The organism is Filimonas effusa (assembly GCF_004118675.1).
Lineage (GTDB): Bacteria > Bacteroidota > Bacteroidia > Chitinophagales > Chitinophagaceae > Filimonas > Filimonas effusa.
The window spans coordinates 169,571-194,147 of the sequence record NZ_SDHZ01000004.1 but is presented as its reverse complement, the minus strand read 5'-3'; the positions used below and the strand labels follow the sequence as shown (position 1 = coordinate 194,147).

General features: G+C 41.5%; 26 protein-coding genes. 7 read left to right on the top strand and 19 right to left on the bottom strand.

Translation table 11 applies throughout. The features are described 5' to 3' along the window. Positions 1-31 precede the first annotated feature (31 nt). Positions 32-1,063, top strand: a complete 1,032-nt coding sequence (locus ESB13_RS20465) for a hypothetical protein (protein WP_129005564.1) — start codon at positions 32-34, stop codon at positions 1,061-1,063. A gap of 84 nt (positions 1,064-1,147) precedes the next feature. On the opposite strand, the gene ESB13_RS20460 is transcribed toward ESB13_RS20465, so the two are convergent. Beyond that, complete coding sequence (locus ESB13_RS20460) at positions 1,148-2,629, bottom strand: alpha-amylase (protein WP_129005563.1); 1,482 nt, start codon at positions 2,627-2,629, stop codon at positions 1,148-1,150. 128 nt (positions 2,630-2,757) lie between these two features. Between ESB13_RS20460 and ESB13_RS20455 the strand changes: the two genes are divergently transcribed. The 4 genes from ESB13_RS20455 (at position 2,758) to ESB13_RS20440 (ending at position 6,127) form a co-directional block, all read left to right on the top strand. Next, positions 2,758-2,946: a SemiSWEET family sugar transporter gene (locus ESB13_RS20455; protein ID WP_129005562.1), complete on the top strand. Its 189-nt coding sequence runs from the start codon at positions 2,758-2,760 to the stop codon at positions 2,944-2,946. Positions 2,947-3,164: 218 nt separating this feature from the next. Continuing rightward, entirely contained in the window at positions 3,165-4,184 is a 1,020-nt protein-coding gene (locus tag ESB13_RS20450; RefSeq protein ID WP_129005561.1) for an SDR family NAD(P)-dependent oxidoreductase, read from the top strand. Positions 4,185-4,203: 19 nt separating this feature from the next. Next, entirely contained in the window at positions 4,204-5,292 is a 1,089-nt protein-coding gene (locus tag ESB13_RS20445; RefSeq protein WP_129005560.1) for an aldo/keto reductase, read from the top strand. A gap of 16 nt (positions 5,293-5,308) precedes the next feature. Next, on the top strand, positions 5,309-6,127 hold the full coding sequence (locus ESB13_RS20440; protein ID WP_129005559.1) for a helix-turn-helix domain-containing protein: 819 nt from the start codon (positions 5,309-5,311) through the stop codon (positions 6,125-6,127). A gap of 84 nt (positions 6,128-6,211) precedes the next feature. Here the strand turns inward: ESB13_RS20440 and ESB13_RS20435 are convergent, their stop codons facing one another. Further along, the gene (locus tag ESB13_RS20435; protein ID WP_129005558.1) at positions 6,212-6,703 is read right to left on the bottom strand and encodes a hypothetical protein; all 492 of its coding nucleotides are present in this window, start codon (positions 6,701-6,703) and stop codon (positions 6,212-6,214) included. 251 nt (positions 6,704-6,954) lie between these two features. On the opposite strand from ESB13_RS20435, the gene ESB13_RS20430 reads away from it, so the two are divergent. Further along, positions 6,955-7,302, top strand: a complete 348-nt coding sequence (locus tag ESB13_RS20430; RefSeq protein WP_129005557.1) for a hypothetical protein — start codon at positions 6,955-6,957, stop codon at positions 7,300-7,302. A gap of 226 nt (positions 7,303-7,528) precedes the next feature. On the opposite strand, the gene ESB13_RS20425 is transcribed toward ESB13_RS20430, so the two are convergent. The 17 genes from ESB13_RS20425 to ESB13_RS20340 all read right to left on the bottom strand — a co-directional run bounded on the left by ESB13_RS20425 (position 7,529) and on the right by ESB13_RS20340 (position 23,246). Beyond that, positions 7,529-10,162: an HD domain-containing protein gene (locus ESB13_RS20425; protein ID WP_129005556.1), complete on the bottom strand. Its 2,634-nt coding sequence runs from the start codon at positions 10,160-10,162 to the stop codon at positions 7,529-7,531. Between the two features lie 138 nt (positions 10,163-10,300). Continuing rightward, on the bottom strand, positions 10,301-10,591 hold the full coding sequence (locus ESB13_RS20420; RefSeq protein ID WP_129005555.1) for a DNA-binding protein: 291 nt from the start codon (positions 10,589-10,591) through the stop codon (positions 10,301-10,303). A gap of 658 nt (positions 10,592-11,249) precedes the next feature. Then, positions 11,250-12,152, bottom strand: a complete 903-nt coding sequence (locus ESB13_RS20410) for a hypothetical protein (RefSeq protein ID WP_129005553.1) — start codon at positions 12,150-12,152, stop codon at positions 11,250-11,252. A gap of 11 nt (positions 12,153-12,163) precedes the next feature. Next, complete coding sequence (locus ESB13_RS20405) at positions 12,164-12,433, bottom strand: hypothetical protein (RefSeq protein ID WP_129005552.1); 270 nt, start codon at positions 12,431-12,433, stop codon at positions 12,164-12,166. Between the two features lie 22 nt (positions 12,434-12,455). Further along, positions 12,456-13,328: a conjugative transposon protein TraN gene (gene traN / locus ESB13_RS20400; protein ID WP_129005551.1), complete on the bottom strand. Its 873-nt coding sequence runs from the start codon at positions 13,326-13,328 to the stop codon at positions 12,456-12,458. A gap of 30 nt (positions 13,329-13,358) precedes the next feature. Continuing rightward, positions 13,359-14,708, bottom strand: a complete 1,350-nt coding sequence (gene traM / locus ESB13_RS20395) for a conjugative transposon protein TraM (RefSeq protein WP_129005550.1) — start codon at positions 14,706-14,708, stop codon at positions 13,359-13,361. Positions 14,709-14,713: 5 nt separating this feature from the next. Beyond that, positions 14,714-15,175, bottom strand: coding sequence for a hypothetical protein (locus ESB13_RS20390; protein ID WP_129005549.1), 462 nt, complete (start codon positions 15,173-15,175; stop codon positions 14,714-14,716). 12 nt (positions 15,176-15,187) lie between these two features. Next, a complete protein-coding gene (gene traK, locus ESB13_RS20385; RefSeq protein WP_129005548.1) occupies positions 15,188-15,805 on the bottom strand; it encodes a conjugative transposon protein TraK in 618 nt (205 codons plus the stop codon). A gap of 99 nt (positions 15,806-15,904) precedes the next feature. Further along, positions 15,905-16,984, bottom strand: coding sequence for a conjugative transposon protein TraJ (traJ, locus tag ESB13_RS20380; protein WP_129005547.1), 1,080 nt, complete (start codon positions 16,982-16,984; stop codon positions 15,905-15,907). 35 nt (positions 16,985-17,019) lie between these two features. Next, complete coding sequence (locus ESB13_RS20375) at positions 17,020-17,646, bottom strand: TerB family tellurite resistance protein (protein ID WP_129005546.1); 627 nt, start codon at positions 17,644-17,646, stop codon at positions 17,020-17,022. Positions 17,647-17,656: 10 nt separating this feature from the next. Further along, the gene (locus tag ESB13_RS20370; protein ID WP_129005545.1) at positions 17,657-18,055 is read right to left on the bottom strand and encodes a BAR domain-containing protein; all 399 of its coding nucleotides are present in this window, start codon (positions 18,053-18,055) and stop codon (positions 17,657-17,659) included. 33 nt (positions 18,056-18,088) lie between these two features. Beyond that, entirely contained in the window at positions 18,089-18,736 is a 648-nt protein-coding gene (locus tag ESB13_RS20365) for a hypothetical protein (protein ID WP_129005544.1), read from the bottom strand. 9 nt (positions 18,737-18,745) lie between these two features. Continuing rightward, positions 18,746-19,429 carry a conjugal transfer protein TraI gene (locus ESB13_RS20360; RefSeq protein ID WP_129005543.1) on the bottom strand — a complete coding sequence of 228 codons (684 nt, stop codon included), beginning with the start codon at positions 19,427-19,429 and terminating at the stop codon, positions 18,746-18,748. Positions 19,430-19,458: 29 nt separating this feature from the next. Then, positions 19,459-21,924 carry a TraG family conjugative transposon ATPase gene (locus ESB13_RS20355; protein WP_129005542.1) on the bottom strand — a complete coding sequence of 822 codons (2,466 nt, stop codon included), beginning with the start codon at positions 21,922-21,924 and terminating at the stop codon, positions 19,459-19,461. A 30-nt stretch (positions 21,925-21,954) separates the two neighbouring features. Beyond that, on the bottom strand, positions 21,955-22,281 hold the full coding sequence (locus ESB13_RS20350; protein ID WP_129005541.1) for a DUF4133 domain-containing protein: 327 nt from the start codon (positions 22,279-22,281) through the stop codon (positions 21,955-21,957). A gap of 11 nt (positions 22,282-22,292) precedes the next feature. Further along, entirely contained in the window at positions 22,293-22,634 is a 342-nt protein-coding gene (locus ESB13_RS20345) for a DUF4134 domain-containing protein (RefSeq protein ID WP_129005540.1), read from the bottom strand. Positions 22,635-22,769: 135 nt separating this feature from the next. Then, positions 22,770-23,246, bottom strand: a complete 477-nt coding sequence (locus ESB13_RS20340) for a hypothetical protein (RefSeq protein WP_129005539.1) — start codon at positions 23,244-23,246, stop codon at positions 22,770-22,772. A gap of 249 nt (positions 23,247-23,495) precedes the next feature. Between ESB13_RS20340 and ESB13_RS20335 the strand changes: the two genes are divergently transcribed. Beyond that, on the top strand, positions 23,496-24,569 hold the full coding sequence (locus ESB13_RS20335) for a hypothetical protein (protein WP_164974293.1): 1,074 nt from the start codon (positions 23,496-23,498) through the stop codon (positions 24,567-24,569). The last annotated feature ends 8 nt before the right edge of the window (positions 24,570-24,577 follow it).

The following is a 24,577-nucleotide window of genomic DNA, read 5'->3' as shown; positions in this document are numbered from 1 at the left end:
AATTAAAACCATATAATTTAATAAAAACAACATGAAAAGAACTTTCTTAGCTACATGTATTGTAGCCAGTTTATTGACGTCGTGCAGTAAAGATGATGACACCGATACACAGCCGGCATTTAAAGTGTATGCAGCTTTCAATGAAAGCGCAACTGCGCAAGGTTACGATTACGTTGGCAGGGTATGGAAGGATGGCACAGTAAGCAATCTTATCAGCAGCTATTCAGTATCGGGCTTCTTTGTAGATGGCAATGATGTTTATGCTTCCGGCTCCAAATCTTTTGCGGACGGAAGCAGTGTTGTACTGTTATGGAAAAACGGGAAAGCAGATACGCTTGCCAAGACCATCAGCCAAGCGACTTCAGCTGCCATTTGGGTAGCAAACAAAGACGTATATGTAACAGGGTCGGTATACCAAAAAGAGACCAAATCGGTTGTTGCCAAAGTATGGAAAAACGGTGTCGCTACAAATATCTCCGACGGCCAGTATTTAGCAACTGCCACGGATATTATGGTGGCAGGAAGCGATGTGTACGTGACAGGCAGAGAAGCCACTGCCCCCAACGGTCAAAAAAACGTAGCTAAAATATGGAAGAACGGTAAAGGAGTGGCACTCACCGATGCCACTTTTTATGCTTCAGCAGAAACCGTATTTGTTTCCGGGAATGATGTATACGCTGGCGGATTTGAAGCCAACAGCATCGATAAAACGGTTGCGAAAATATGGAAGAATCAAAGCCCTATCACGCTCACAGACGGTACTAACAACGCGTTTGTTTCCGACCTGTTCGTGAACGGAAATGATGTATATGCCTGTGGATCTGAGGAAATTGGCCGCTATAGCAAGGCGATGGTATGGAAAAACGGCGTTGCTACAGCACTTACTGATGGCACAAACAAAGCACAAGCCAGCTACATAGTTATAAAAGACGGCGATGTTTATGTGCTCGGGTATGAGAAGGAAGGAAACATCGACGTTGTTAAATTATGGAAGAATGGCAAGGCTACAGCTTTGAGTGATCCTACCAAGAATGGGATCGGCGAAGGCCTTTTTGTAAAATAAAGATCTATAAAAGCACTGCCATTCAAATAAAAAGAGTCCGCTCACAGGAACGGACTCTTTTTATTTGATAAACAACACACCTTCTTATTCACGTACCCATAACGAAAGGCTTCCGGCCGGGCAATAAAACTCAGCCCATCCATCCTCTGCTATCAAGATCCGGCCTTCGCTGTTGCCAAGCATGTCATAAAAGTATTTTCCTGCATGCCGTTTGCCCACTTCCATACGCTTTTGTCCTTTATCGGCATTCGATAACAATACAGCGCAGCCAGATCGTTCATGTTCCTCATCACCTTCCCTTGTCCAGCCTATGCAGTTAGGATAGTCCAAAAAGTTGCGCTGCATGCCATACGCAAACAGATTGCGCGCCCTGATCAGTTCTTCCAGTCCCTTTACCGGTTTTAATTCTATTTCAATCTCCTCTCCTTTATCATTCTTTCCTTTATATTTTGCTCCATAAAGATCAGGGTAAAATACGCATGGATAGCCTTTATCGCATAACAGGATAAGCGCATATGCAAGCGGCTTAAACCAGTCTGCCACCGGCGCTTCAAGCAATTGCAGCGGTTGTGTATCATGATTTCCCACCAGCGTCACCGAAAGGGTGGGATGTATTGCAACCAACGTATCATTGAATATCGTCTGCAGGTCGTAATCCTTACCCTGCTTCCCAGCCTCATACATATTACGGTTAAGAGGAGCATCGAACAGCGACATCTGCCTCTCCGTAATGTCGATAAAGTGAAGCATATCTCCTAACTGTTCGGGTGCCCAGAATTCCGCTACCGCAAACAGTTCTTTGCCGGCAACACTTCGCAAATGCTGCAGCCATTCCTTTAAATAACCGGGAGAAACATGCTTTACAGCATCGAGACGTACACCATTAAACTGTGCAGTTTGCCAATACCATGCGGCCCAGCGCTTGACCTCCTCCTGTACAGCAGGATTCCGGTATTCAATATCGGCACCGAAAAGAAAATCAAAATTGCCCAGCTCCTGGTTTGAAACATCTTCCCAACCTTCTCCATAGTTATTCTGAATACTGAAAATGCCTTTTTCATCCAGATCCTTCGCGCAATCCACGCCGCTAAAACATTGAAAGTCCCATTTAAAATCGGAATATTGATTTCTTCCCGGAAAGGTAAATTTGGTATACGCCTCTATATCGAATGTATCGGAGATAAACTCCAGCCGGTTTTCCGGATTTACTTTACGTACCGGCACCCGTTCCGTAGCATCCGCTCCACAAAGATGATTAATGATGATATCTGCATACACCTGCATACCAAGCTTATGCGCAGCAGCTATCGCATTTAAGTAATCTTCTTTAGCTCCAAATTTGGTTGCAACGGTCCCCTTTTGATCAAACTCACCCAGGTCGTAAAGATCATACACATCATACCCTCCGCTATACTTGCCCTTGCTTCCTTTAAAAGCCGGCGGCATCCACACCGCCGATATACCCATTTCGGAAAGCCTTGAGGCTTCGTTTGCTAATTTTTTCCATAGTTCATCTTCCGGAGTAATATACCAATGAAAGAATTGCAGTAAGGTCCCGTTATTCATAAGGCTACTTTTAAATGCAAAAGGCAAAAACTGTTCCCTGCTATCGCCCATGTATTGCAAGTCACAGTATTTTATAATCACTTCGACCAGAATGACGACAACCTTTAAAAATAAAAATGGGAATGAATATGGAATCCATTGATATTTTAGGCCTGGTTGCAGGCATCTGCACAGCCTCCTCATTACTACCACAACTGGTTAAAATCATTCGAATAAAGAAAGCGCCGGATGTTTCGTTGTTCATGTTTATAGTAATGTTTACAGGCAATGCCTTACGGATCTACACCTGCAATTACCTGTATCGCAACAATGGATAACTACTGCCTGCCGCAACCCTAACCACATCGCGGGTGGCAGTGCCGGCCACGGTAGCTTCTAAGCCCTGTACCAATGACGTGCGGTAATATTCTGGTCGCCTCGCCGGCAAAGGGGAGAAGCACCGTAACGACTGACATTCTCAACAAAGCAAATTTGATATTTTAAACAAACAAGCCGGTATCGTTCCGTTTTAATTTTGTTCTATTAAACAAATAAAATGGAACTGAATAATTATAACGGGGCATTACAAAAGCCTGTAAATTCAGGGTTCAGCGCAGCTTCTACCGCAACAGAGGTTATTGAAGGAATAGATTTAACAGGGAAAACAGTTATTGTTACAGGCGGTTACGCCGGCATTGGTTTGGAAACAGTGAAGACGTTCGTCTCCGCAGGCGCAACGGTAATTGTTCCTGCAAGAGATACCGCAAAAGCAAAAACGAATCTGGCCGGTATCAGCAATATAGAGTTGGAGGAAATTGACCTGATGAACCCCGACTCCATAGATGCATTTGCTGAAAAATTCATCTCCTCGGGTCGTCCGCTGCACTTGCTCATCAATAATGCCGGCATTATGTGGGTGCCTTTGCAAAGGGACAGCCGCGGCTATGAATCGCAGTTGTCCACCAACCATCTTGGTCATTTTCAACTAACAGCAAGACTGTGGGATGCATTAAAGAAAGCAAATGGAGCAAGGGTTATCAATGTTTCCTCCTGGGGGCATCATTTCTCCCCGGTTCATTTTGAAGATCCCAATTTTGAGCATAGGGAATACGATACTTTGCTGGGCTACGGCCAGTCGAAGACTGCCAACATACTCTTCTCCGTAGAACTGGATAAAAGAGGCGCAGCATATGGCGTCCACTCTTATTCCTTACATCCCGGGGCTATTGTAGAAACCGATTTAAAACGCTACGTACCGGATGAAGATCTAAAGAAAATGGGAGTATACGATGCCGAAGGCAAGGTGATACACGACCCGTCTACAGGCAGAAAATCTATTGCCCAGGGTGCTTCCACAACGGTGTGGTGTGCAACCAGCCAACAATTAAATGCAATAGGCGGTGTGTATTGCGAAAATACAGAAGTAGCTGAGCCCGACCTTACCGGCTCCGATCCCCGGAAAAGAATACACGGTATCACAAAACTATTTGGAGTAATGCCTTATGCTGTAGATGCCCAAAATGCGACAAAGCTCTGGTCGCTAAGTGAAACACTAACCAGAACAAGTTTTTTATAATTCACTAATAATTCAAACTATGTCATTACAATCATATAAAACATTGGGTAAATCAGGATTGCGGGTAAGTCCCCTATGCCTGGGTGCCATGACATTTGGCGAAGACTGGGGCTGGGGCGCCAGCGTAGAAGAATCCACAAAAATCATCAATACCTATATTGAAAAAGGAGGGAATTTTATCGACACCGCCAATATCTACACCAACAATCATTCGGAAAGAATTATTGGCGATGTAGTAGGCCGAAATTCGTCGCTCCGCACACAGATGGTCATTGCCACCAAATTCGCCAACAATGTATTTCCCGGCAATCCCAATACAGCCGGCACCGGTAACAAGTCGTTAATAACGAACCTGGAGCATTCCCTTCGAAGACTACAAACAGATTACATAGATCTGTTCTGGATTCATTCCTGGGATTTTTCAACACCAATGGAAGAAACCATGCGGTCGTTAGACAATGCCGTAAAAAGTGGAAAGATCCGTTATATTGGCGTTAGCGATGCACCGGCCTGGAAGGTAGCCCAGGCACAAACCGCAGCCCTTTTTAAGGACTGGACGCCATTCATCGGCTTGCAGATCGAGTATTCCTTACTGCAGCGCACCGTTGAAGAGGAACTGGTACCCATGGCTGTAGAATTGGGTCTGGGTATCACCCCGTGGAGCCCGCTTAAGAATGGTTTACTGTCAGGTAAATACACACGTGCCAATGCCGGCAACGTCGATGGAAGATGGAAGGAAAGAAATGGCGGCAATACACCAACAGAAGCAGAACTGCAGATAATCGATGAACTTCAACGAATTGCAGAGTTACACAACACCAATGTAGCCGCAGTTGCATTAAGCTGGGTGAACAACAGGCCGGGTGTTTCCTCCACCATTATCGGTGTAAGAGATCTGCAACAGCTGGAAGCCAGTATTGCTGCGACAACCATTCATTTAACGCCTGAAGAGATCGCTTCACTGGATGCGCTTTCTATGCCACCGAAGACTTTTTTGTCGCAATATAAAGACATGATCCCCATCATGCAGCATGGCGGCATAGAGATCAATGGATTTAAGCCAGCCGCCTTACCTATGCTTTCAAACATGCAGCCGGGCCAATACTAATTTGTATTTTTAGCGTATGATATCGCATACAACACGATCTGTTGCAAAAGCCAATATTTTCCTCACCTGCACGGAGGAATCGTATTACAGCAACGAGCTGATTGTTCAAAAGAATACACTGATAAGAATGATATCGGGTGAGATGAAGATCATCTTACCCGGTATCACTTATGTACTTGGTGCAGGCGACACCATTTTCTTTCCCAGAAATGAACTGGCAAAGGTGCTGAAGACAGCGAAAGATGGGCGCCCTTACAGTTCTGTGGCCATTTATTTAACCCCCGAAGCCATGCAGGGCTACTTTGTAAAACACCACCTCAAAACACCCTCTTCAACGATGCCTAAATTGGGCATTAAGCAAATGGAAAAACATCCGCTGCTTGATAGTTTATTCAGTTCACTTGTCCCCTATTTCGATCTAAAGAACGAATTACCCGAAAGTCTTGCAGAAGCCAAGACAGATGAAGCTATTTCCATCTTAAAGCTCATCGACGAAGAGCTGTTCAATTCCCTCGGCAATTTTGAAGAACCAGGCAAGATTAACCTGACCGACTTTATGGAAAAGAACTTTATGTTTAATATGCCGTTGGAAAGATTCGGTTATCTCACGGGCCGCAGCCTGGCAACATTCAACCGTGATTTTCGTAAAGTATTTCATACCACACCGCAACGCTGGCTGATACAAAAACGGCTGGAGCTTGCCCATCGCCAGCTTGTGGAATATAAAAGAAGGCCCGTAGATGTTTACCTTGAAACAGGTTTTGAAAATCTCTCACACTTCTCATTTGCATTTAAAAAGCAATTCGGATATGCACCAACGGAATTAAATACTTAATTTTTTGTTGGTAGGGCACTCCTTCTTTTCCTTGTTTCTATTTGTATGATTGGTATCAATGAAAGGTCTGCTATGCGAAGCTTCTTATTGTATTTTAGCCACTATTGCCTGCCCTATTTTTCCGGCAGCTTTCACCGGGCGTATAGCAACACCTGAAAAGGCCCCGGAAAATGCAACTTCCCCCGATTTCAGGTCTACTGCTTTTAAAGACAATGCATCCACAAAACTGCTCTTACCTACCAGATCTACCAATCCGGTTGCGGTAAGCAGGTAATCCACATGCATGGAATCTGCGATCATTGCGGCCTGGAAGTCGGTTGCTTTTTCAGGAATGGGAAGGTCTATTACTTTAAAATGGGCTTTTTGAAGGTAGGGTATCAATGCTGTCTGGATTGTTTTCCCTATGCAGTAACATACAGTATCCGTATTGTGTTTTTTCTTTTTTTCCAACTGCATATTAAAGTAACCGAGCCCTATTGTCTTACCACGGGGAATAGGCGTATCCTGCACGGCAATGTTCGAAGAACTGCAACCTGCCAGTATTATAGCGAATAAAAGTAGGACTGGGCGTACCATATATTTAATTGATGATACAAGGTAAAAATAATCTTCAGTATTACTAAATAGTAACGAAAGATAAGCATCTGAATATTTGATAAAACTGGTATAAATATCTTTTCCTGGCGGTCAAAAACCACGCATTAAAAAAGCCCTAAACATTTTCGTAAAGCTGGAATGGGATCAAGTTGAAAACTTGGGGGCCAGCAAAGGGTTTCAGAGAATGGTTTAAAAAGAAAAAAGCCATTACCAACTTTTTCAGGTGAGTAATGGCTTTTAAGTCAGTCGGGAGGACAGGATTCGACCAGCCCCCGCAATATCGTGGTTATCAACCTTTTAGTGACAATAATAAAATTCACTCACGCGCTTTCTCACGAGAGTTTGAGATCAAAGAACAGGACAAAAATACGGATAAACAGGTAAAAAGCAACGCCATTCAAAAGCGATTCTTCCTAGAAACCGCCCATCCTGTGAAGTTTCCAGAAGCAATAGAAAACGTAACTGGTCAGAAAATCCCGATTCCAAACAACGTAAAACATCTTTTTGAAAAACAAAAACAGAGTATAAAGATAAGGCCGCTCTTTCTGCACTTAAAAAAATCGCTTCTGAGTAGGTAATATTTTAAAGCCTACCCCTACATTATGAGAGGTAGGCACTTTATTATATCGGTTGAACAGCTTCCGAACCTCCTTGTATATGGGCACCATTTAAGGCGTTGGCGTTATCTCCTTCGACAATAGAATCATTTAAACTAGCTCCCTGCTCTCATATCCAGAAAGCAACCTTTGAAAATCATTATTCCAGAAATGACAACAAATCATAATAGCCAAAACATAAGAATTTTTAGTCAAAATTAGATTGTATCCAAATTGGGAAGTCGCTTTTTTTTAATGAGAAATCTGTACCACTTGAATCATTTATTTTTTGTAGCAGATTCTGCAAATATTGAATCTCTTGTTTTGGATCTTTTTCACCGGGATAGGCATGTGTAGAAAAAATAAACTGCCCAATTTCATAAAATAATTTATCATAAAGCCGGTTAATCTTTGGGTTGGATTTAATGAGATTCAAATTATGGAAATAATACTTCAATATTCGATGCTCAGTATTAAAAGGGCGCTCAATCGAAATGTTAGTAAAGCCGCAAACATAAGGTGCATCGAAGGCAAAGCACTCCATTCTATTACTATCAATTATCTTGTATTCTTCAACATTTTGATTTGAATTAACACAAAAAAACAGATGCCTTGAAGTAGATCGCACAGTAATATCAAAACGTTCAAACTGGCATAAATTGTATAAAAGTTTCATCGGCGGGGCCCATCTATCGAAAACAAGTGGCAACTTTAGATTTCGAGCGATAGGATCGAGTTCAACAATGATATTCTGGCGTGGTCTATCAAATCCTGAGTTACTTTTTACTAAAGCAAACTCACCTAAGGCTAATACTTCAGAAATTGTAAGATATTCATATTGCTCATTTCGATATACTCTATAGTACAGTCGATCGTAAAATTCTCTAATATAGGGGCGCACAGGCGAATCAGTAAAGACATGTCCCATAAGCTCCCTTGACAATTCCCACTTCCTTTTGGCATCTAATAATTTCCAATTATCAAACACCATATTAAGAATCGGCACATAAAAACGTTCAAGGATTCTGAATAGAAAATCATGATCATTGAAACCACTACGACCAAGTTTGATGTCATTCTTCTTCAATAAGTTCAAAACACCAATACAATTGTCCATAGCACGGTTATCAAAATTTTTGACAAAAATTCCCTTTTGAGAAACCTCTACTTTGGATGACTGATATGTCTTTAAGACTTCATAATTATCAAATGGCAAAAATACACCATCGCCGTCCTTTTGGAAAAGAATGGCAACTTTTCCATCAACTTCTGAATCACTATAAGCAAACTCAACAGCATGAAGCGCAGCAAGTTCACCTGAATGGTAACGATCAACATGGCTTAGCATTTTTGGAATTGAAATATTCATTTCCTTTTTTTCAACTACAGACAAATCATCTTTATACATTAGGTGTATCGGAATTTCGACATATCGAATGTATTCCCGTACCTTTTCAATTAGAAATTCATAATCAAGATTATCTGTCAAATGAAACGTAATATCCGTTCCAGAAGAGTTCCTGTTAGCACTATCATAGAAATGGAAATAAGAGCCTGCGTCTTTTGTTACTCTAAATTTGATAGTTTGCTTATCCTCCTGCTTTGACTCAACATCAAAGTAATTACAAAGCATAAAATATGAGAATACACCAATTCCGAACTGACCGATTGCTTCGTATTTATTTGACACCCTTTCCTCGCGATAATAGCTTTTGGCAAGCTTAGCAAAATAGTGTTCTACTATAAAATCATCCATGCCTAAGCCGTTATCGCTAATAGTTAAGGTGCCATCTTGAAGAACCACCTTAATTAGTGGCTGATAATTTATTGTTTCTTTATTTGCTTTAAAACGGCAAGAATCTATTGCATTCTGCAAACACTCCCTAATTGCTACAAAAGAACTATTATAAATATTACGACCAACGAATGTATCTATCGTATTTTGTATATCAAATGTAAAACCAATCTCCTTTGGAATAAATCCATGTACCTTCACATCTTTCTCAAGTCGATAAAAATCCACTTTTAGCGACCTATCTCTAAATGGAATTGCTAAAATTAGTTTCTGAAGATACTTTATTACATCTTCGATTTTTCCATATTGCTTTAATAGTGCAAAATACAAATCCTTATTATAACAAGCGCTTGTGATTTTTATAGTGTTCTGGCCAAAATTTACAAAATAATTCGCCTTATGTTTATCCCATTCCTTTTGACTGATTTTGTTAGTAGGAAAATAACCCCCATACAATAAGTCTGGAGTTCGATCATTGGTTATATCCAATTCATCCGCTAGTCGGAGAACACCCGCGAGATAAGGTAAACATACATACTCATTACCGCTTTTAACGGGAAACTCTGGGTTGTAATTAGCAAAATCAAACAAGTTAACAACTCGATGGCCCATTCCCACTAAAGCAATTGCTTCTGCGTAAATTGGATTTACAATCTTAAGGTTTTCCCAATGTGTAGATATATATTCATATGAAATTTCGTGATGAAATTCCCTTAAATATTCCTCAAAGCTTTTACCGTATTTTTTAAATTTTTCACCGGCCAATATTTGCTCTTTCATTCTATTAGTAGGGGACATACCAATATCATGTAAAAATCCAGCCATTATCAGAATATAGGCTTCATCAACATTAAGTTGATTCAAATTTTCTCCAAGCACAAACTCGACATAACGAAGAACACTCTTTGAATGATCAATAGAATGATCCGTGAACTCAGGAAAATTTGTAATGTAATGTTTTAGTACCTCAGTTGCCTGAACTTCACATTCGTGGATACTTCCAAGAAGCTTTGGAGAATTGGCTAGTTTTGCTAAGAGTTTATCCATCGGTAAATTTTGCTATGCAATCACAAAATACTGATTTTCATAACATCTCATCCGGACGTACCCAAAATAAATGGACTTAAACATGTCCAAACAACTTGGACAGACTTTTCAGCTAGTTCATTATTAAGTTAAATGTTGTCATCCCCTTTTTTTTATAGGCACCTTTAATTCATCCATTAATTTTGTAACATCTGCATACTCATACAATGCCAAACCTGTTAAAAGTGAGTATGGCAGCATCCCATTGTTACGCATAGTTTGCAATGTACCTGCCGAAATTTCACCCAACATATCTCGCACTTGATAGGTTTTTAACCAACGCCGTGGGGGCTCATTTCTTGTTTCGTCTAACAGCACTTTAACCGCTGCTAACAGATCAGTTTTGAACTGTTCCAAATCCTGTTTCGTCACTATATCAATAGAACCCATAAGTAAAATATTTAATTCGATTAGTTAATCGGGGCGAAAAAGAGAGATAAGGCCCGCCATAGCGGGGCTTATCCTCATTATCCCACCCTGTTGCCTTATCGCTGGCGGGTTGCACTCCTGCATTGCCCGCTTCATTTTCCGGCAAACCTCTTAATTCAAATGTGACCGATTACTGTGGACTATATCAGCTTCAAACATATCTAGCAACTCAAACAAGCTATTTGCCTGCATGAGCAATCTGTTACCGTACAAAGCCAGAAACGTGTCAGTGTCCGCAGGCTTGACCTTCATTATCACATATTCACCGTTATCAATCAGGAGATAATATTGCATAACGTATTATTTGTGGTTAACAAATTGTGCAAATACACCTGACTGCCTAAAATCGGATGAAAAGAAGGTATATACTGGATGTATCCAAAAGCATGTAAATCTTTCATGCACTTATGATAGGAATTTCGCTGCACCTTTGCAGTCTGCATAACCTCCCTGCGTGTGATATACACGGGATTACGGAAGCTGTTTAAATTCCAGAATTGAAACAGCGCCATATATACAGATATGTGCATGCTGGTAATCCTGTCATCTCTACCTATGGCTGTGAAAAAGCCTGTGAGTTGTGTAACATACATAACACTCCCTTTTAAAAATTAGATAATCACCGCTCTAACTCATCAGCGCGTTTTTTACCGGTGTTAACGCCGGGTTGCACAAGCGTTTTGTCAGCCTCTTTGCTGAAAAGTGTATTTCCCTCTCTGTCCATTGCTTTCTCCGGCTTGTTTTCGTGGAACTGTAGTTTTTTACTTTCTGGTTCGGCGGTAACCCAGCGGGGCTTATAAATCGGTACTAAATCCTTTTCAGTATGAACAGTAGCAATCGCATAGTCCTTCTGATTTTTTACCGAATCATAGCACTGGTAGGCAAACTTCATGGTAACACCGGTGCCGTTAACAGGCTGGCCGGTTGCAAGCATTTTCGGTTCAACATCCTCAAAACGGCCAATCAGCGTATAATTGCTACGTTCGCCCTCTGACTTCTGTTTGTCCAACTGCACACTTCCAGCAAAAGCCCTTTCCGCATCTGCATAGTTACCATGTGTTGAAATTACTTTTATGTCATTCCGGGAAGCCTGCCTGTCCGTTCTGCCGGGATGTGCAACAACATCATACCGGCTGACTTTATCCTGAACGGCCACAGTATCCTGAACATGAACATATACCGGATTATCATAAAGAAGAGCATCAACAATCAAAGGCACCCTGTTATTATCAAACCGTTCTACAATATTGCTTTGGCCGATCTGTTCTGTTAACTCATGTTTATTTAGCGCCAGATTGACTTGCGACTGCACATTTCTGATAGAATTATATTCATACTCACCCAAGTAAAGTGCATGCTTCTGTATGTTCTCCCTTGCAGCAACTTCGGTTTTGAAACATTCCATATCCCAACGCCGAAGAAACGGTTCATCGCCGGAATAAACTACATACTGGTTGCCATTCACCTGCTCCTTATCCAGAAAGTCCTTTATCTGTTTTAAATCACTCTTCACAAATTCCATAGCTACAGTTTTTAATGATTTCGACTCTTTTTGGAAACCTTGTTTACTGCGCTATCTAATGTCTGTAGCATCTTATCAATCGTACAGTAAACAAACTGTTCATCGCCAATTGAATTATCAAAACAGTATTGCTTTACATCGTATATAGCAGAAAAACAGGAGAGATCATTCATCCCCAACCGCGGCAGCGCCGCATCGTAAGCAACCCAGTGCCTGCCTTCTGTTCGCTGTTCATCCAGAAAGACTTCAATCAACACAGTTTCTTCAAACACAAAGTCCATAACTAGAATTTTACAGTAAACACTACGGCCTCAACAGCCTTGTTTTGAGTATTACGCCACCTTTAATGGTCAGTTCCAATAATCGGCTGTTATTATGCTCACCAATTTGAATAACCAACTGCTGATCTGCCGGTATAGTAAACTGAGGGAGGCCAATAGTAGTAGTAAGCGACTTGTTACCGGCAACAGACAAACTTTTCTCCTGATATACCGGATATAGTTCTGTTTCCTGTTGAGCAGTACGCTTTGCTTTCTTTTTATCTTTCAGAAAGAACCTGATAAATGCAGGCTCATAATCAAGCAATGAATAGTTCTGTAGTTCCAAAGAAAACCACATTACTTTATCCTTTACATAGATGCTATGTAATGCGGCAGCAACCTTATTCTCCTTAGTACGCTTGTTAAGAAACGTAGCTGCATGTTTAGCATGATCCGCATCCGCATGTAAAATGTCATCATTTACAAGCACCCCATCTATTTTTGCAGGAACTCTTTCTGGCCATGCGGCAAAAGCAGGCACGCTATCAGGCTGGAATGAAAGGTTAAGTAAGGATGGATTTTCGGCATAGACTACACGAAATGAGTAGAGCCGCCCATCACCAGTAATAACGCTCAGATTGGTTTCTGCAAAGTCAACCTGACCAGCCTTTACCAGTAATACATTTTCTACACCCTTCGCCTTTTGCGCAAGCAGGCTTTTACTACCCCTGTCAACACTCTTAATTTCATAAGGGAAAACCAGATTTGTAGTTTTACTATAACCGACCGCTAAATCCAATGTGGGAATTTCATTGAACACAGGCAAACGACCACTGAGCTGTGCATCAACATCATTAAAGAACACCCCGAATAGCAAAGCTATCACAACTCCCAAACGAACTGTTTTCATTTTCATACTTTGATATTTGATATTTGAATAAATAGATTACTGAACATTATTATCCCTAAGAAGTACCTTATACCCTTCTTTGATTGTTACACGAACCAGCTTAACCTTCTTACTAAGCAGACTTTTGGCAGCACCAATTCCGGCAGAAGTAGCCTGCGCGGCCAGAGAGGGGTCTAAAGAAGTGAGGCCGATGCCTTGAATAGTCTGATCAGTTGACTGTTTCATAACATCCCTTGCTATAGCCCCCGGCATGTACAAACCTTCCATACCATCCATATCATAAACCGAAAGCGCTACAGGCAGGATATTATTTTTATATGCAACAGATTTTATATTGACTGTAAGCCGTTCACCATTTAGTGCTGCTGCACCGTACACAAAACTTCCGGAAGGGATAAACAGTCCATTTATATATACGTCCGTAGTAAGACGTAATTTGATAGTGGCACCTGACACAATGGTTTGGGTAGCGTGAACAACGGCCTCAATGGCAGTTGGCAAATCACCTCCGGTATCCGTATCCTCATCCAGTGAGAAAAAAGCATTGGACTGCGCCAGCGGGCTAACCGTCAGAGCAGTACTATCTTTCCTCACAAGGGTATCCGGGAGCAGCTGCGGTGTCGATGGAGACTGCAATAAAGAAATTGTCTGCTGTTTCTGGCGGTTAACCGGAAAAACCTTTTCCTTATTGCGAACTGAGTTCTTCCTGATCTTCTCCTGTACGCGCTCCGGGTGTTGTATATCCAGAATGGATTCTAACATTCCATTGAGCTGCTTCAATTCCGGGTCTTCTTCTTTACCCTCAGCCATCGAACGCATCATGCCTTCGAGCCTGTCAACATCGGCAGTAGTCATGCCACCGGCAGACATACCCGGCGAAGGCGAAGCTTTTACAGCCGTAGGTTGAGAATCACTTGCGGACTGCTCTAATTGGCGATTAAGCGCCGCTATTTTTTCATACACCTTTGCTTCTTTATCATTCTTATAACCGGGTTGTCCGTAAGGTGAAGGATCATAAGATAAATGGGTGCCGGTTGAAAACGGACGACCAGCGGCAGTATCAGTCAATAAATCCGAATCAGGAAGCTTGTAATACGGGTCATTTTTAGCCTGTGCCTTCCATTTGGCAGAATCCCTTTCAGCCTGTTCATAAAAACTAAGCTTTGTAAGATTCTTTTCATCTTTGATACTGGCATCCGGCAAAGTCATATTGATGCCTTTATGCGCTTGTTCCGTCTGGGCCGTTGAATCAACAGGTACAATGACACCGAGTGACCATAAAACAAATGTGAACAGCGGAAAAGAAAATAGTGGAAAGAACAGCAAAAATTTCCTTTGGCGTTCTGTCTTGGCAGATAAAGCCTGTTTGGTATTCTGAGATTGCATTGTGATTATTTTTTAGATGTTTCAAACAAAAGGATAGCAGCTTCTACACTATCCAGTAAGCCCGGCCTTGCCTGATTTAAGCTGTCATGAATGCGCACGCCGCCGGGGGCGGAAGAAAGACTGTCCATATACCTCTTAAACTTTATCATCCTTGTGATCGATGGCGGCACCTGGTCATGCTTGTGGGCTGGAGAAGCATTAGCTGTTGTAGGCACAGTGATTGTAGACACTTCTATTGAATAAGTCGGTTCATCAAAAGCACTTAGGATAGCATAAATACTACTGCTTCCAAATAAAAAGCAGAAAGCAACAAGCGACAAGATCAATCTGCCCTTACTCCACCCAGCTGTTTTTGACTGTAATAAATCGGAATAACGCTTTTGCTGTCTGTGAATGGCTTCATTCAACTTATCCCATGCACCCGAAGTCTGTGGTGCAGCACTGCGGCGCTTGAATAATTTCAACATAAAACGATGATTTTACCTTGTTTCAATTTTCACATCCACATTTGCGAGTGTATTCCACTTTTCAATCAGAAAACCGTGGGGGTTATGATCAGAGCGGCTAACATCCCTCGCATACCCTTCGGTTACGAGATTGCGGTAAAGCACACTGGTAGTACGGACAATCTTTTGAGTTGCATAACACCGGAAGTAATACGGATAAACATTGAGGTTCAAGTCCACGCTATCAATTGTTATGCGCTGGCTTATATTGGCAGATATAAGATTGGAATAATAATTACTCTCACGAAGATTATCATATTGCTTGCGCGCTGTTCCGTCAGCCAGATACAGAGCTTTGGTAATATTATCCTGTATTACCCGTTCGTCCGGGTCAAGTGTAAAAAAGGAGCTATGGAAGGTCTTAACGTGATCGCGCACCTCTACAGCAACATTATCTTTTTTATCACCGGCTACCGCTTCCAGAATTTTTCCGTTAGCCAATACATATATCTTATTCTGCGTAATGGCAGCCAGTTCATAACTTTTATACAGCGCGAAACCACACAAAGCAATGCAGCAAGCCACTACCACCATCATAAATAAGCGCACGGCTTTAAAAGCACTGTCTATCTGCTTGAATTTTGTAAACATGACTGTAAGCTTTAGTTAATTATTAGGGGGCACTTTGCACGGTGAATCCAAACATGCCTTACTCATTTTCTACGTAAATACAGATCGGTTCAGGTAGAACTATTTAAGACCAGCAACACCCGAAGCCATTGAAACACTTCCACCAGCATTACCTGTTACCTTCCCTGTGAAATTATCCCTGCCGTCAACGTGGATAATCTGGCCTGCTACAGTGGGAACAGTAAAATATCCTACGATACCTATAACCATGAAAATCAGATAACCTGCATCTGTCCTGCTGAAAAAAGTATCTCCGGTTTGATTTATCTGTGATATATCAATCTTTAGCATGTTCTCCTGAATCTTTCCTATCACAGCGCCGAAAATATTGGCTACAGGTAGCCAGAGAAACACATTCAGATAGCGGGCTAACCATTGTTTCAGCGTATGCTGAAACCCATCGAAAATGCTTATCCCAAATACTAAAGGGCCAATTATTGCAAGGAGAACAAGATTAAACGTCCTCATAGTATTTATACAAAGCGAAGCCGCGGCAAACAGAAGTTGCAGTACTTCCGCCATAAAAGCTTTAATTGAATTGCGGAAATTATAAGATGCTTTAGCCATTGCAAACCTTACATCATTGCCAATGCTGGCAAAAATCCCATCACCAGCACTACCCTCCGTATCTTCCGGGTGAGTGTATTTATACCACTTATCAATATCCCCCTGCCCATCTTCACCTACATACATATCGTAGAAGTCACAGTTTTTGATAGCCTCTTCTTTTTGCTTTAAGAGATCAGCAATTGCCTTGTCAGAATTGCTCACCATAGCTGCTGTTCCAGACACAGTAGGCTTCATTACTGTACCGATAATATTAAGGACGGCAGGAAACATTACGATAGCAGCACCCACCACAAAAGGACGGAATAACGGATAGAAGTCTATGCTTTCTGCATTAGCAATGTGCCGCCATACCCGCGAAGCGATATACCACAGGGCTGCGAAGCCTCCGATTCCACGGCCAACGCCAATCAGCTTTTCGCACATAGGCAACATTTCATCCTGCAATTTTTCAAGAACCGTGTGGAGACTTTTAATATCTCCAGCCAAGCTACCATCGCTCTGCGCATGGGTGATAAAAGGTAAACTCATCCCTACTATCATGCAAAGCATGATTCTAACACTCATTTTCATAAACTGATTTTGTTTGTTACCTAAATGGACGGCCCTTATTTCTTAACATCAAACAGCTTCTGCAAACGGCTTACTTCGCTCTGTTGTTTTGAACGCTGCACGGCAAGTATGCCAGTACTGTTATTGAAATGCCTAAGAAAACTTAGCTTATCCTGCATCTGATCATAGATGCCATCTATAGCCTGCAACCGTTCATCATCAGACATACGCAGCTGCCCTGCCGTAATTACTGTAGTAAGATCATCGAGGTGCTTCAATGACTTCTGGAAAAGGTTATCATACACTTTATTCAAATAACCGATTTCAGCAGAGTTGAAAAGATTACTGCGTAAAAAAACACGGTAAGCCGTTTTATACTCTTTTACAATACGTACCTGAAAACCTGTAATTTCAGCAACCTTCCTGTACCTGCGAACTGTAGGGCTAACCTGCATCAGTCCATCCAGAAAAACACTGTGCAAATCGAAATTTCCCTTAGAAACATCACGAACAGCATTATACCCTTTACTCACTATCTCATACCCATCTTTCAGATCAGTTAAAATCTGTTTTAATTGCGCCAATTTTTCAACGTTCAGAATCAACTGCTGCACTTCAAAAGATTGCGCCTGTGCTTTGGATAAGCAAACAGACAGCAAAACAAATAATACTATCTTTCGCATGTCTATATTTTTAAGTAAGCGTTTCGGTTACGGATGGTTTGGTTTTGAAAACCCTCTGAATCTCATCTATATCTGTAAGGCGTTTGCTTCGCTTTTTAATTAGGGTATCGAAGTCCTTTTCAAACTTCTTAACCCGATTGGAATAACCACGCATGATAGTGTACATGCGGGTTAAGGTTGACAGCAGTTCATCTTCTGGAATCGGCTGTTTAGGTGCCAGCAACTCTTTTACTTTATCTATGTATTGATTTCCCTCTTTAGTCATTTCACCAAAAACAGAAATGATATAGTTGTTTTCTGCATCGGTGAACATTCCAGCCTCTTTGGATTTTCTTACCACTCTTGCCAACGCAGCATTGATATAAGTGCAGGCATCCACAATAGCCGTCATCATATTTCCTTTGTTCATGATAATGTTTTAATGTGATTAAGTAATAGTGTGTTACCGGGAGACACCGGTGAGCTTTTGAAGCTTCCTGCTTTCCATAATCTCTGTCTTCCGGTTCGCCATCAGGACACGGACATTGCCCGCAAAATGCTGTATGAAAACATATAAATCCTGCATTTCATCCTTAACTGCATGAATCCTCTGCATCCTTTCATCATCTGTCAACTGCAACTGACCGTCAGCAGAAAGACTGGAAAGCATTTCCGCATTTTCAGAACATTTAGACAAAGCGCCATCTAGCACCCTCTGCGTGTAAAATTTATCTGAAGCACTTAGCCATTCACTACCCAACGCATCGGACTTGATGCGTTTATAGACCTCCATAAATCTCAACTGTAACATTACGGTAGTGATGTAGGCTCCATCCGATTTTACTTTAGGGCTTACATTTCTCAGCGAACTGTAATATTCACTATGCTGCCGGAAGTCACCCGACTTGATGGAATTGATAATACCTAAGCCGTCCTTTGCTATGTTATAACCCTTCCGCAATACACCAGCATACCCTTGTAATGCAACTACCTGAGCCAGTGAATATTTAGTCTGTGTCTTTTTCTGTTTAAACCATTCAGCAAACGTTTGGGCTTGCAATGCAGCAGACACAGAAGCGAAAAGCGTAATAAGGAATAAGCACTTTTTCATAGATGTGTTTTAAGGATTAGTCAGTCCATAGAGCTTCTTAAGAGTAATCGCATCCTGTAAATCGCGGGCACGCCTGATGCTAACCATAGCATTGTCCGAATTGAACTGCTTTAGATCGCTATAGTTCTGCTCCACCTCTGATGCACAGTTATTAATCATTTCCAAACGCTTTGCATCAGACATTTGCGTAGTGAAGGAATTAATGACAAGAGAAAGCTGATCGATATTCTTTACCGTAGCATCAAGAATGCCACCGTACACCTTTTCCATGTAAGTAATTTCGTCAGTGGTAAAATGTGTATCCTGCTTAATGATACTCCATGCTCTGCCATATTCCTGAACAATGCTAACCTGCATGCCAGTAATTTCACGAATACGGTGGTAATAGGTAATCAAGCTTTTCACCTTATATAATTCCTGAAAGTAATCGGCATATAAGGTTCGCTGCCTGCCAACCCAATCAGAAATTTCAGACAACTTCAACTGTGACATGGTATTCTCAACCGCTTTTTGCGCATTCTGTAACCAGATCGTTTCATTCTGTAGGCGCTGAATTTTCAGATCAACAGCTTTAACCACCTTTTTAACACCCGCTTTAATGACTTCCGCAATAGCAAGTTGCGCATGCGCTTTCTCCAATGGAGCAACAGCAGCCATACCTGCTATAATGATCAGCAGTAATAACTTTTTCATGTAACTATTTTTTATGAATGATGTAATGATTAGCGCTTACTTCGCATTTCTGCGGCCAGCATGGCTATACCTTTCTGTATGCTTCCGTATTTGGCAGTATACTGTCCAACCTTTACTTTTTCGCTCTCTTCTGTTGTGTAAGCCAGATACTCTTCTGTGGACACTTCCGTTCGATAGACTTTCGACAATTGACCGCCAAGAGAAATAAAGACCTCTTTATACTTTAGCGCCGGGTCATTGGCTTTATTAACAGATAACACCAGCGCCTTTTCTTTTTCTGTAAGCCCCAGCAACTCCTGTATCTGCGAAAATTTGTTCTGATACTTAGATTGGTCTAGCAGTATTTTACAATCACTATTATTGATAATGGCCTGCTTTACAATAGGAGAAGAAATAATATCCTCCACCTCCTGAGTAACTACAATAGCCTCCCCGAAATACTTACGAACCGTTTTAAACAGATACTTGATATATTCAGCAAACCCCTCTTTCATTAATGCTTTCCACGCTTCCTCAATCAAAATCATCTTACGCACTCCTTTGAGTTTACGCATCTTGTTAATGAATACGGACATACAGATAAGCGAAGCAATTGGAAAAAGTATGGGATGGTCTTTAATTGCATCCAGCTCGTAGATTACCAGTCGTTGTTGCAGTATATCAAGATTCTCCGTTGCATTCAGCAGGTAATCAAACTCACCGTTGCTGTAATAAGGACGAAGTACATAAAGAAAGTTGTCTATGTCAAAATCCTTTTCCTTTACCCTTTCCAGTTTCAGAACTTCCACAAAGTCCTGTCTGAGGAAATCATAAAAGCTATTGAAGCAAGGAAAAATGCTGCTATCCTTATCCAGCTTATCATAGTACAATTGCAGTGCATTGGATAACGCTACATACTCACTACGTGTAAAAGGTTCTGTATCCTTTTTCCATAAGGCGAGCAACAGCGCCTTAATACTTTCTTTCTTTTCGGTATCAAGACTATCACCCTCACCGATATAAAAAGGATTGAATTTTATGGGGTGCTTTTCATCGTAAGTGAAGTAGTAACCATCCACCATATCACAAAGCCCCTTATAAGAATGGCCTACATCAACAAGAACTATATGCGCCCCCTGTTCGTAATAGCTACGAACCATATGGTTTGTAAAAAAGCTTTTACCAGAACCAGACGGGCCAAGAATAAACTTGTTCCTATTTGTGCAGACACCCTTTAAAATCGGCTCGTCTGATATATCAACATGCACTGGCCTCCCGGTTAACCGGTCACCCATACGAAGACCCACCGGGCTGATAGAAGAACGGTAATTGCTCTCCATATTAAGAAAGCAGGCCGCCTGCTCCGCAAATGTGTCGAACGTATCATTCAGCGGAAAATCGCCTGCATTCCCCGGAATACCTGACCAGAATATCTGTGCTGCACCTGCTGTTTCCTGTTTCGCTACAGCATCCATCTGGGCTAGCGCCGAGGATACCATGTTTTTCAGGTCTTTCAACTCAGCTTCCTTATCCGTCCAGACCAGTACATTGAAATGAGCTTTTACCGGCAGGCGTTGTTCACTGATAGCCTCGTTAAGAAAGGCATTTACGGCATCCCTTGATATAGCATTTTCCCGTGAGTAAGCTGCCAGTGACTGCAAACGAAGCCGCTTACTTTCCAGCTTTTTCATAGTCTTTGCACTATCTTCTATAAACAGGTACTGACTATAGATATGATTACACGGAAGGAGCTGCCCCAACGTAGATACAAAGCCTATTGAAAACTTGGTCTTGTCTGTTGAATACTTATCGTAATTAATACGGGAACCACACATAGCAGGCAAATCTTCCCCGGCGGATAGCGTATAAAGCTGCGCATGCTGATCGCCCACACGCAGACCGTTCTTTAACTCTATATCCTTTACCAAAAAAGAATCATCCCTTTCCGACAAGAAGCAATACTTTTCAATCAGGCCAATTTTTCGTTCTTGGCTCAACAAATCACCATTACACAAACGCTGTAACTTAATAAAGCCGGTATCTTCCAGTATCCGTTTAAACTGACCAACGCTGTCCAGAAAGTCTTGCAGCATAACTGCGCTAATAGTCTGTTCAGGTGCCAGTGAGGGACGCAACAGGTTGGAAAAAAGAGAACTCCCAACTTTCCTTCCGTCTGGCTTTTTCGTAAGCAGGATATAACAGGTATGATCGAGGTAAGGCCGTTCGTTGAAATAGGATTCACTACTACGGCTTAAAAAACTGGTATCCTCTTTAGTAAAGTCGGCCTTATACTTAGACTGTACAAACCAATCCTGCTTCTGGAAAACTGTAAACTTAGGCAGCACCTTAATAGCCTTAATAATTCCCTGATGCAGCGTTTCATAATCTTCATTAGAGAGGGAGAATATTTCAGGGAGGCTACAATGAAAGGCTACTGTAATATCTCCTTGTTTAGACACAATGCAATCATGTTCTACGTCCATAATGGGTAATACATCTTTCAACCACTTTTCCATCTTTCAGATTTTGCTTGTTCACGAATCAGGTTAGCTGTTCACCGGCGGCTTCTTGAATACCTTTCTATCATTGCATTTTATCAGTGTGGGAATACTTCTTTTGGCAACCTGTTTCATCATGCCATGCTCACCATATTTATTACTTAGCTTATACACCTGCATGAAGAGGAAAGCGCCAGTTACCACTGCAATGCCAATACAGATAAAGGAGGGAACGCCGATAATGTAGAGTATGGCGAACAGCACCAGTAATGCCACAATGCCACCGCCGAGATACCAGATATATTGCGCACGAAGACCTTTGAACTCAATACTCTTATTGACACCCTTGTTAATTACATAGACACTGTTTGCCATACTTCTACGTTTTACTGGATGCCGAAAAAGGATTTCAATACAGTAGCCACGATAACGAGAAACACACAGCTACCAAACCATGCAGCGGCAATAGAACCCGTTTCAGGCGCTCCATTGCTCCACTTCTGATAAACCCGAACAGCACCGATCAGGCCCAAAACACCACCTACTGCATACATCAGGTCGCAGCCTACACCGAAGTAGCCACGTACTTTCCCGTTTGCTTCCTCAATGCCTTTAATGCCATCCTGTGCATACACTGCCAGACTACTTACTGCTAATACCGCAGTGATGGATGCGCATAGCATCGCCCTTTTGCTTTTTTCAAAGCAATTCACAACGCACACTTTCATGTTCACTTTTCTTTTTTGTTAATGGAAATTGTTATAGAGAGAGATTAAAGAAGAGATAAAAAGGCTTCGCCGCTGCTACTATCACACGCACTTGTTTTTCCTGCACACTTCACAGCAGGCGAAGCTATCACGCTGTTATCCTCGCCACAATTCACTTACCTCACTATCATCCAGATGAACAGCGCAATTATTTTCCAGAGTAACTACAATCAGCGAACTGATGCCGTCCTGCATATCAGTACCAGCTATACCGGGATATTTGTCCAATATTGACTGAACACCTGCCATCAATTCTTCTTTGGTCATATTATTTTTACCAGCAGCGGCAGCAAACGCCTGTAATTCATCCACAAGATTCTGTATGGCCATTGCAGTCGCACCATCTAAAGGCAGTTGCTCTATTTCGTCATGATGTTGTTCCTGTGGGTAATCCGGTACGCCAGTTACAACTTCATTGCCTTTCTCCACAGACTTGCGGGGAGGCTGTATATTCTTTCTCCTCAATAATGGCTGTCCGGCTTTCTTAGCATAAAGCAACACTACTGTTGCGTAGTAAATACCCAATAAGATAAAGGAAGCTATCAGGTAGGTTTTCCATGTAACACTAATCATACATACTTTTTTTTTACTGATTAAATACACATGCAAAATAGAATGCGTAAAAGGCTGTTTAGTGGAGCTGAGATAGAAGTAAAGTGGAAGCGTGAAGTAGCAGAAACATGAAATCCCCATCTGAGTAGAATTAAAAGGTGAGGAATCAAGAAATCCGATGGAAAGAAAGTGGAAGTGAAATAGAATTATCTACACAAAACAGGAGCAGTTAGGCTTATATTTGAAAGGAATAACGCAAAAATGACACCCTTGAAAATCCAAAACAGGCGTCTACATGAATACTTACTAAGCAAGTTCCTATCGGAATGGCCATTTGAGAAACTTAAAAAAATGACTCTAAATGAATACGTATCCGTAGGCAACAAAGAAACATTCTGCCAATATGTAGAGACATTCACAAAACCGCTTGGCAGCATCAACGGTCATAATTCTCTGAAATTTGGCATTTATAAGAGAAAGAATCTAAAAGCCCGACCTCAAAAGGCGATTTCCAATAGTGAATATACTTGGGCTGCTAAATACAATAATGAAAACCTAGACGAACAAGCGGCTTATAAAAGGGTATTAGCAGAAGTGCAGGAAACGGCCTCTTATGCTATTCAGGGGCAATTTGAAAAAATAGAAGATGTAGAATTGCCTTCATTATTTAAATGGAAAGTAGCCTTTTTGTATTCGGATAATAGGTTAATACCAGTCTTTAGCCTCCTGAATCTTCGACAGATTGTCGGCAACTTAGGGATGAGTATAAAAAGAACTACAACATACTATGAAATGCAGCAGTTTCTTATTCCATTAAAAAAGGTAGGTGAAACTCCTGTGGAGTTTATGAGGAGGTTGTTTATTGAAAACAAGATTAAAGAGGAAAAAGCACCGGGAGAAAGAAGAAGGAACAGGAAAAGGAAGGCAAGCACCACCAAAAGGACTGGGCAGCATTCCAGAAGTGCAGTGGGCGCTACTACTGTAGACAACATACACAATGAGCTTCAACTGGAATTATATGAAAAGCTCTGTAACAAATACAGCAATAAATGTGTGAGTATAGAAAAAGATTGGGCTGATATCACTGTAGAGCTGGAAGACAAAGTAATAATCTACGAAGTAAAGAAAAAAGGGTGGGTAGAAGACTGTTTTAAGGAAGGGATTGGACAGTTATTATCCTATGCTTTTCAGGCATCACAGCACTATAAAAAGCAGACAATAGAATTGGTTATAGCTGGGGAACACGCATGCACACCGGATGAAAAACTGCTTTTAACCTTCATAAAACAAAAGCTTACTGTACCCATATCCTATTGCAACATACCGAAATTTTCATATCACTAAAATTCAAA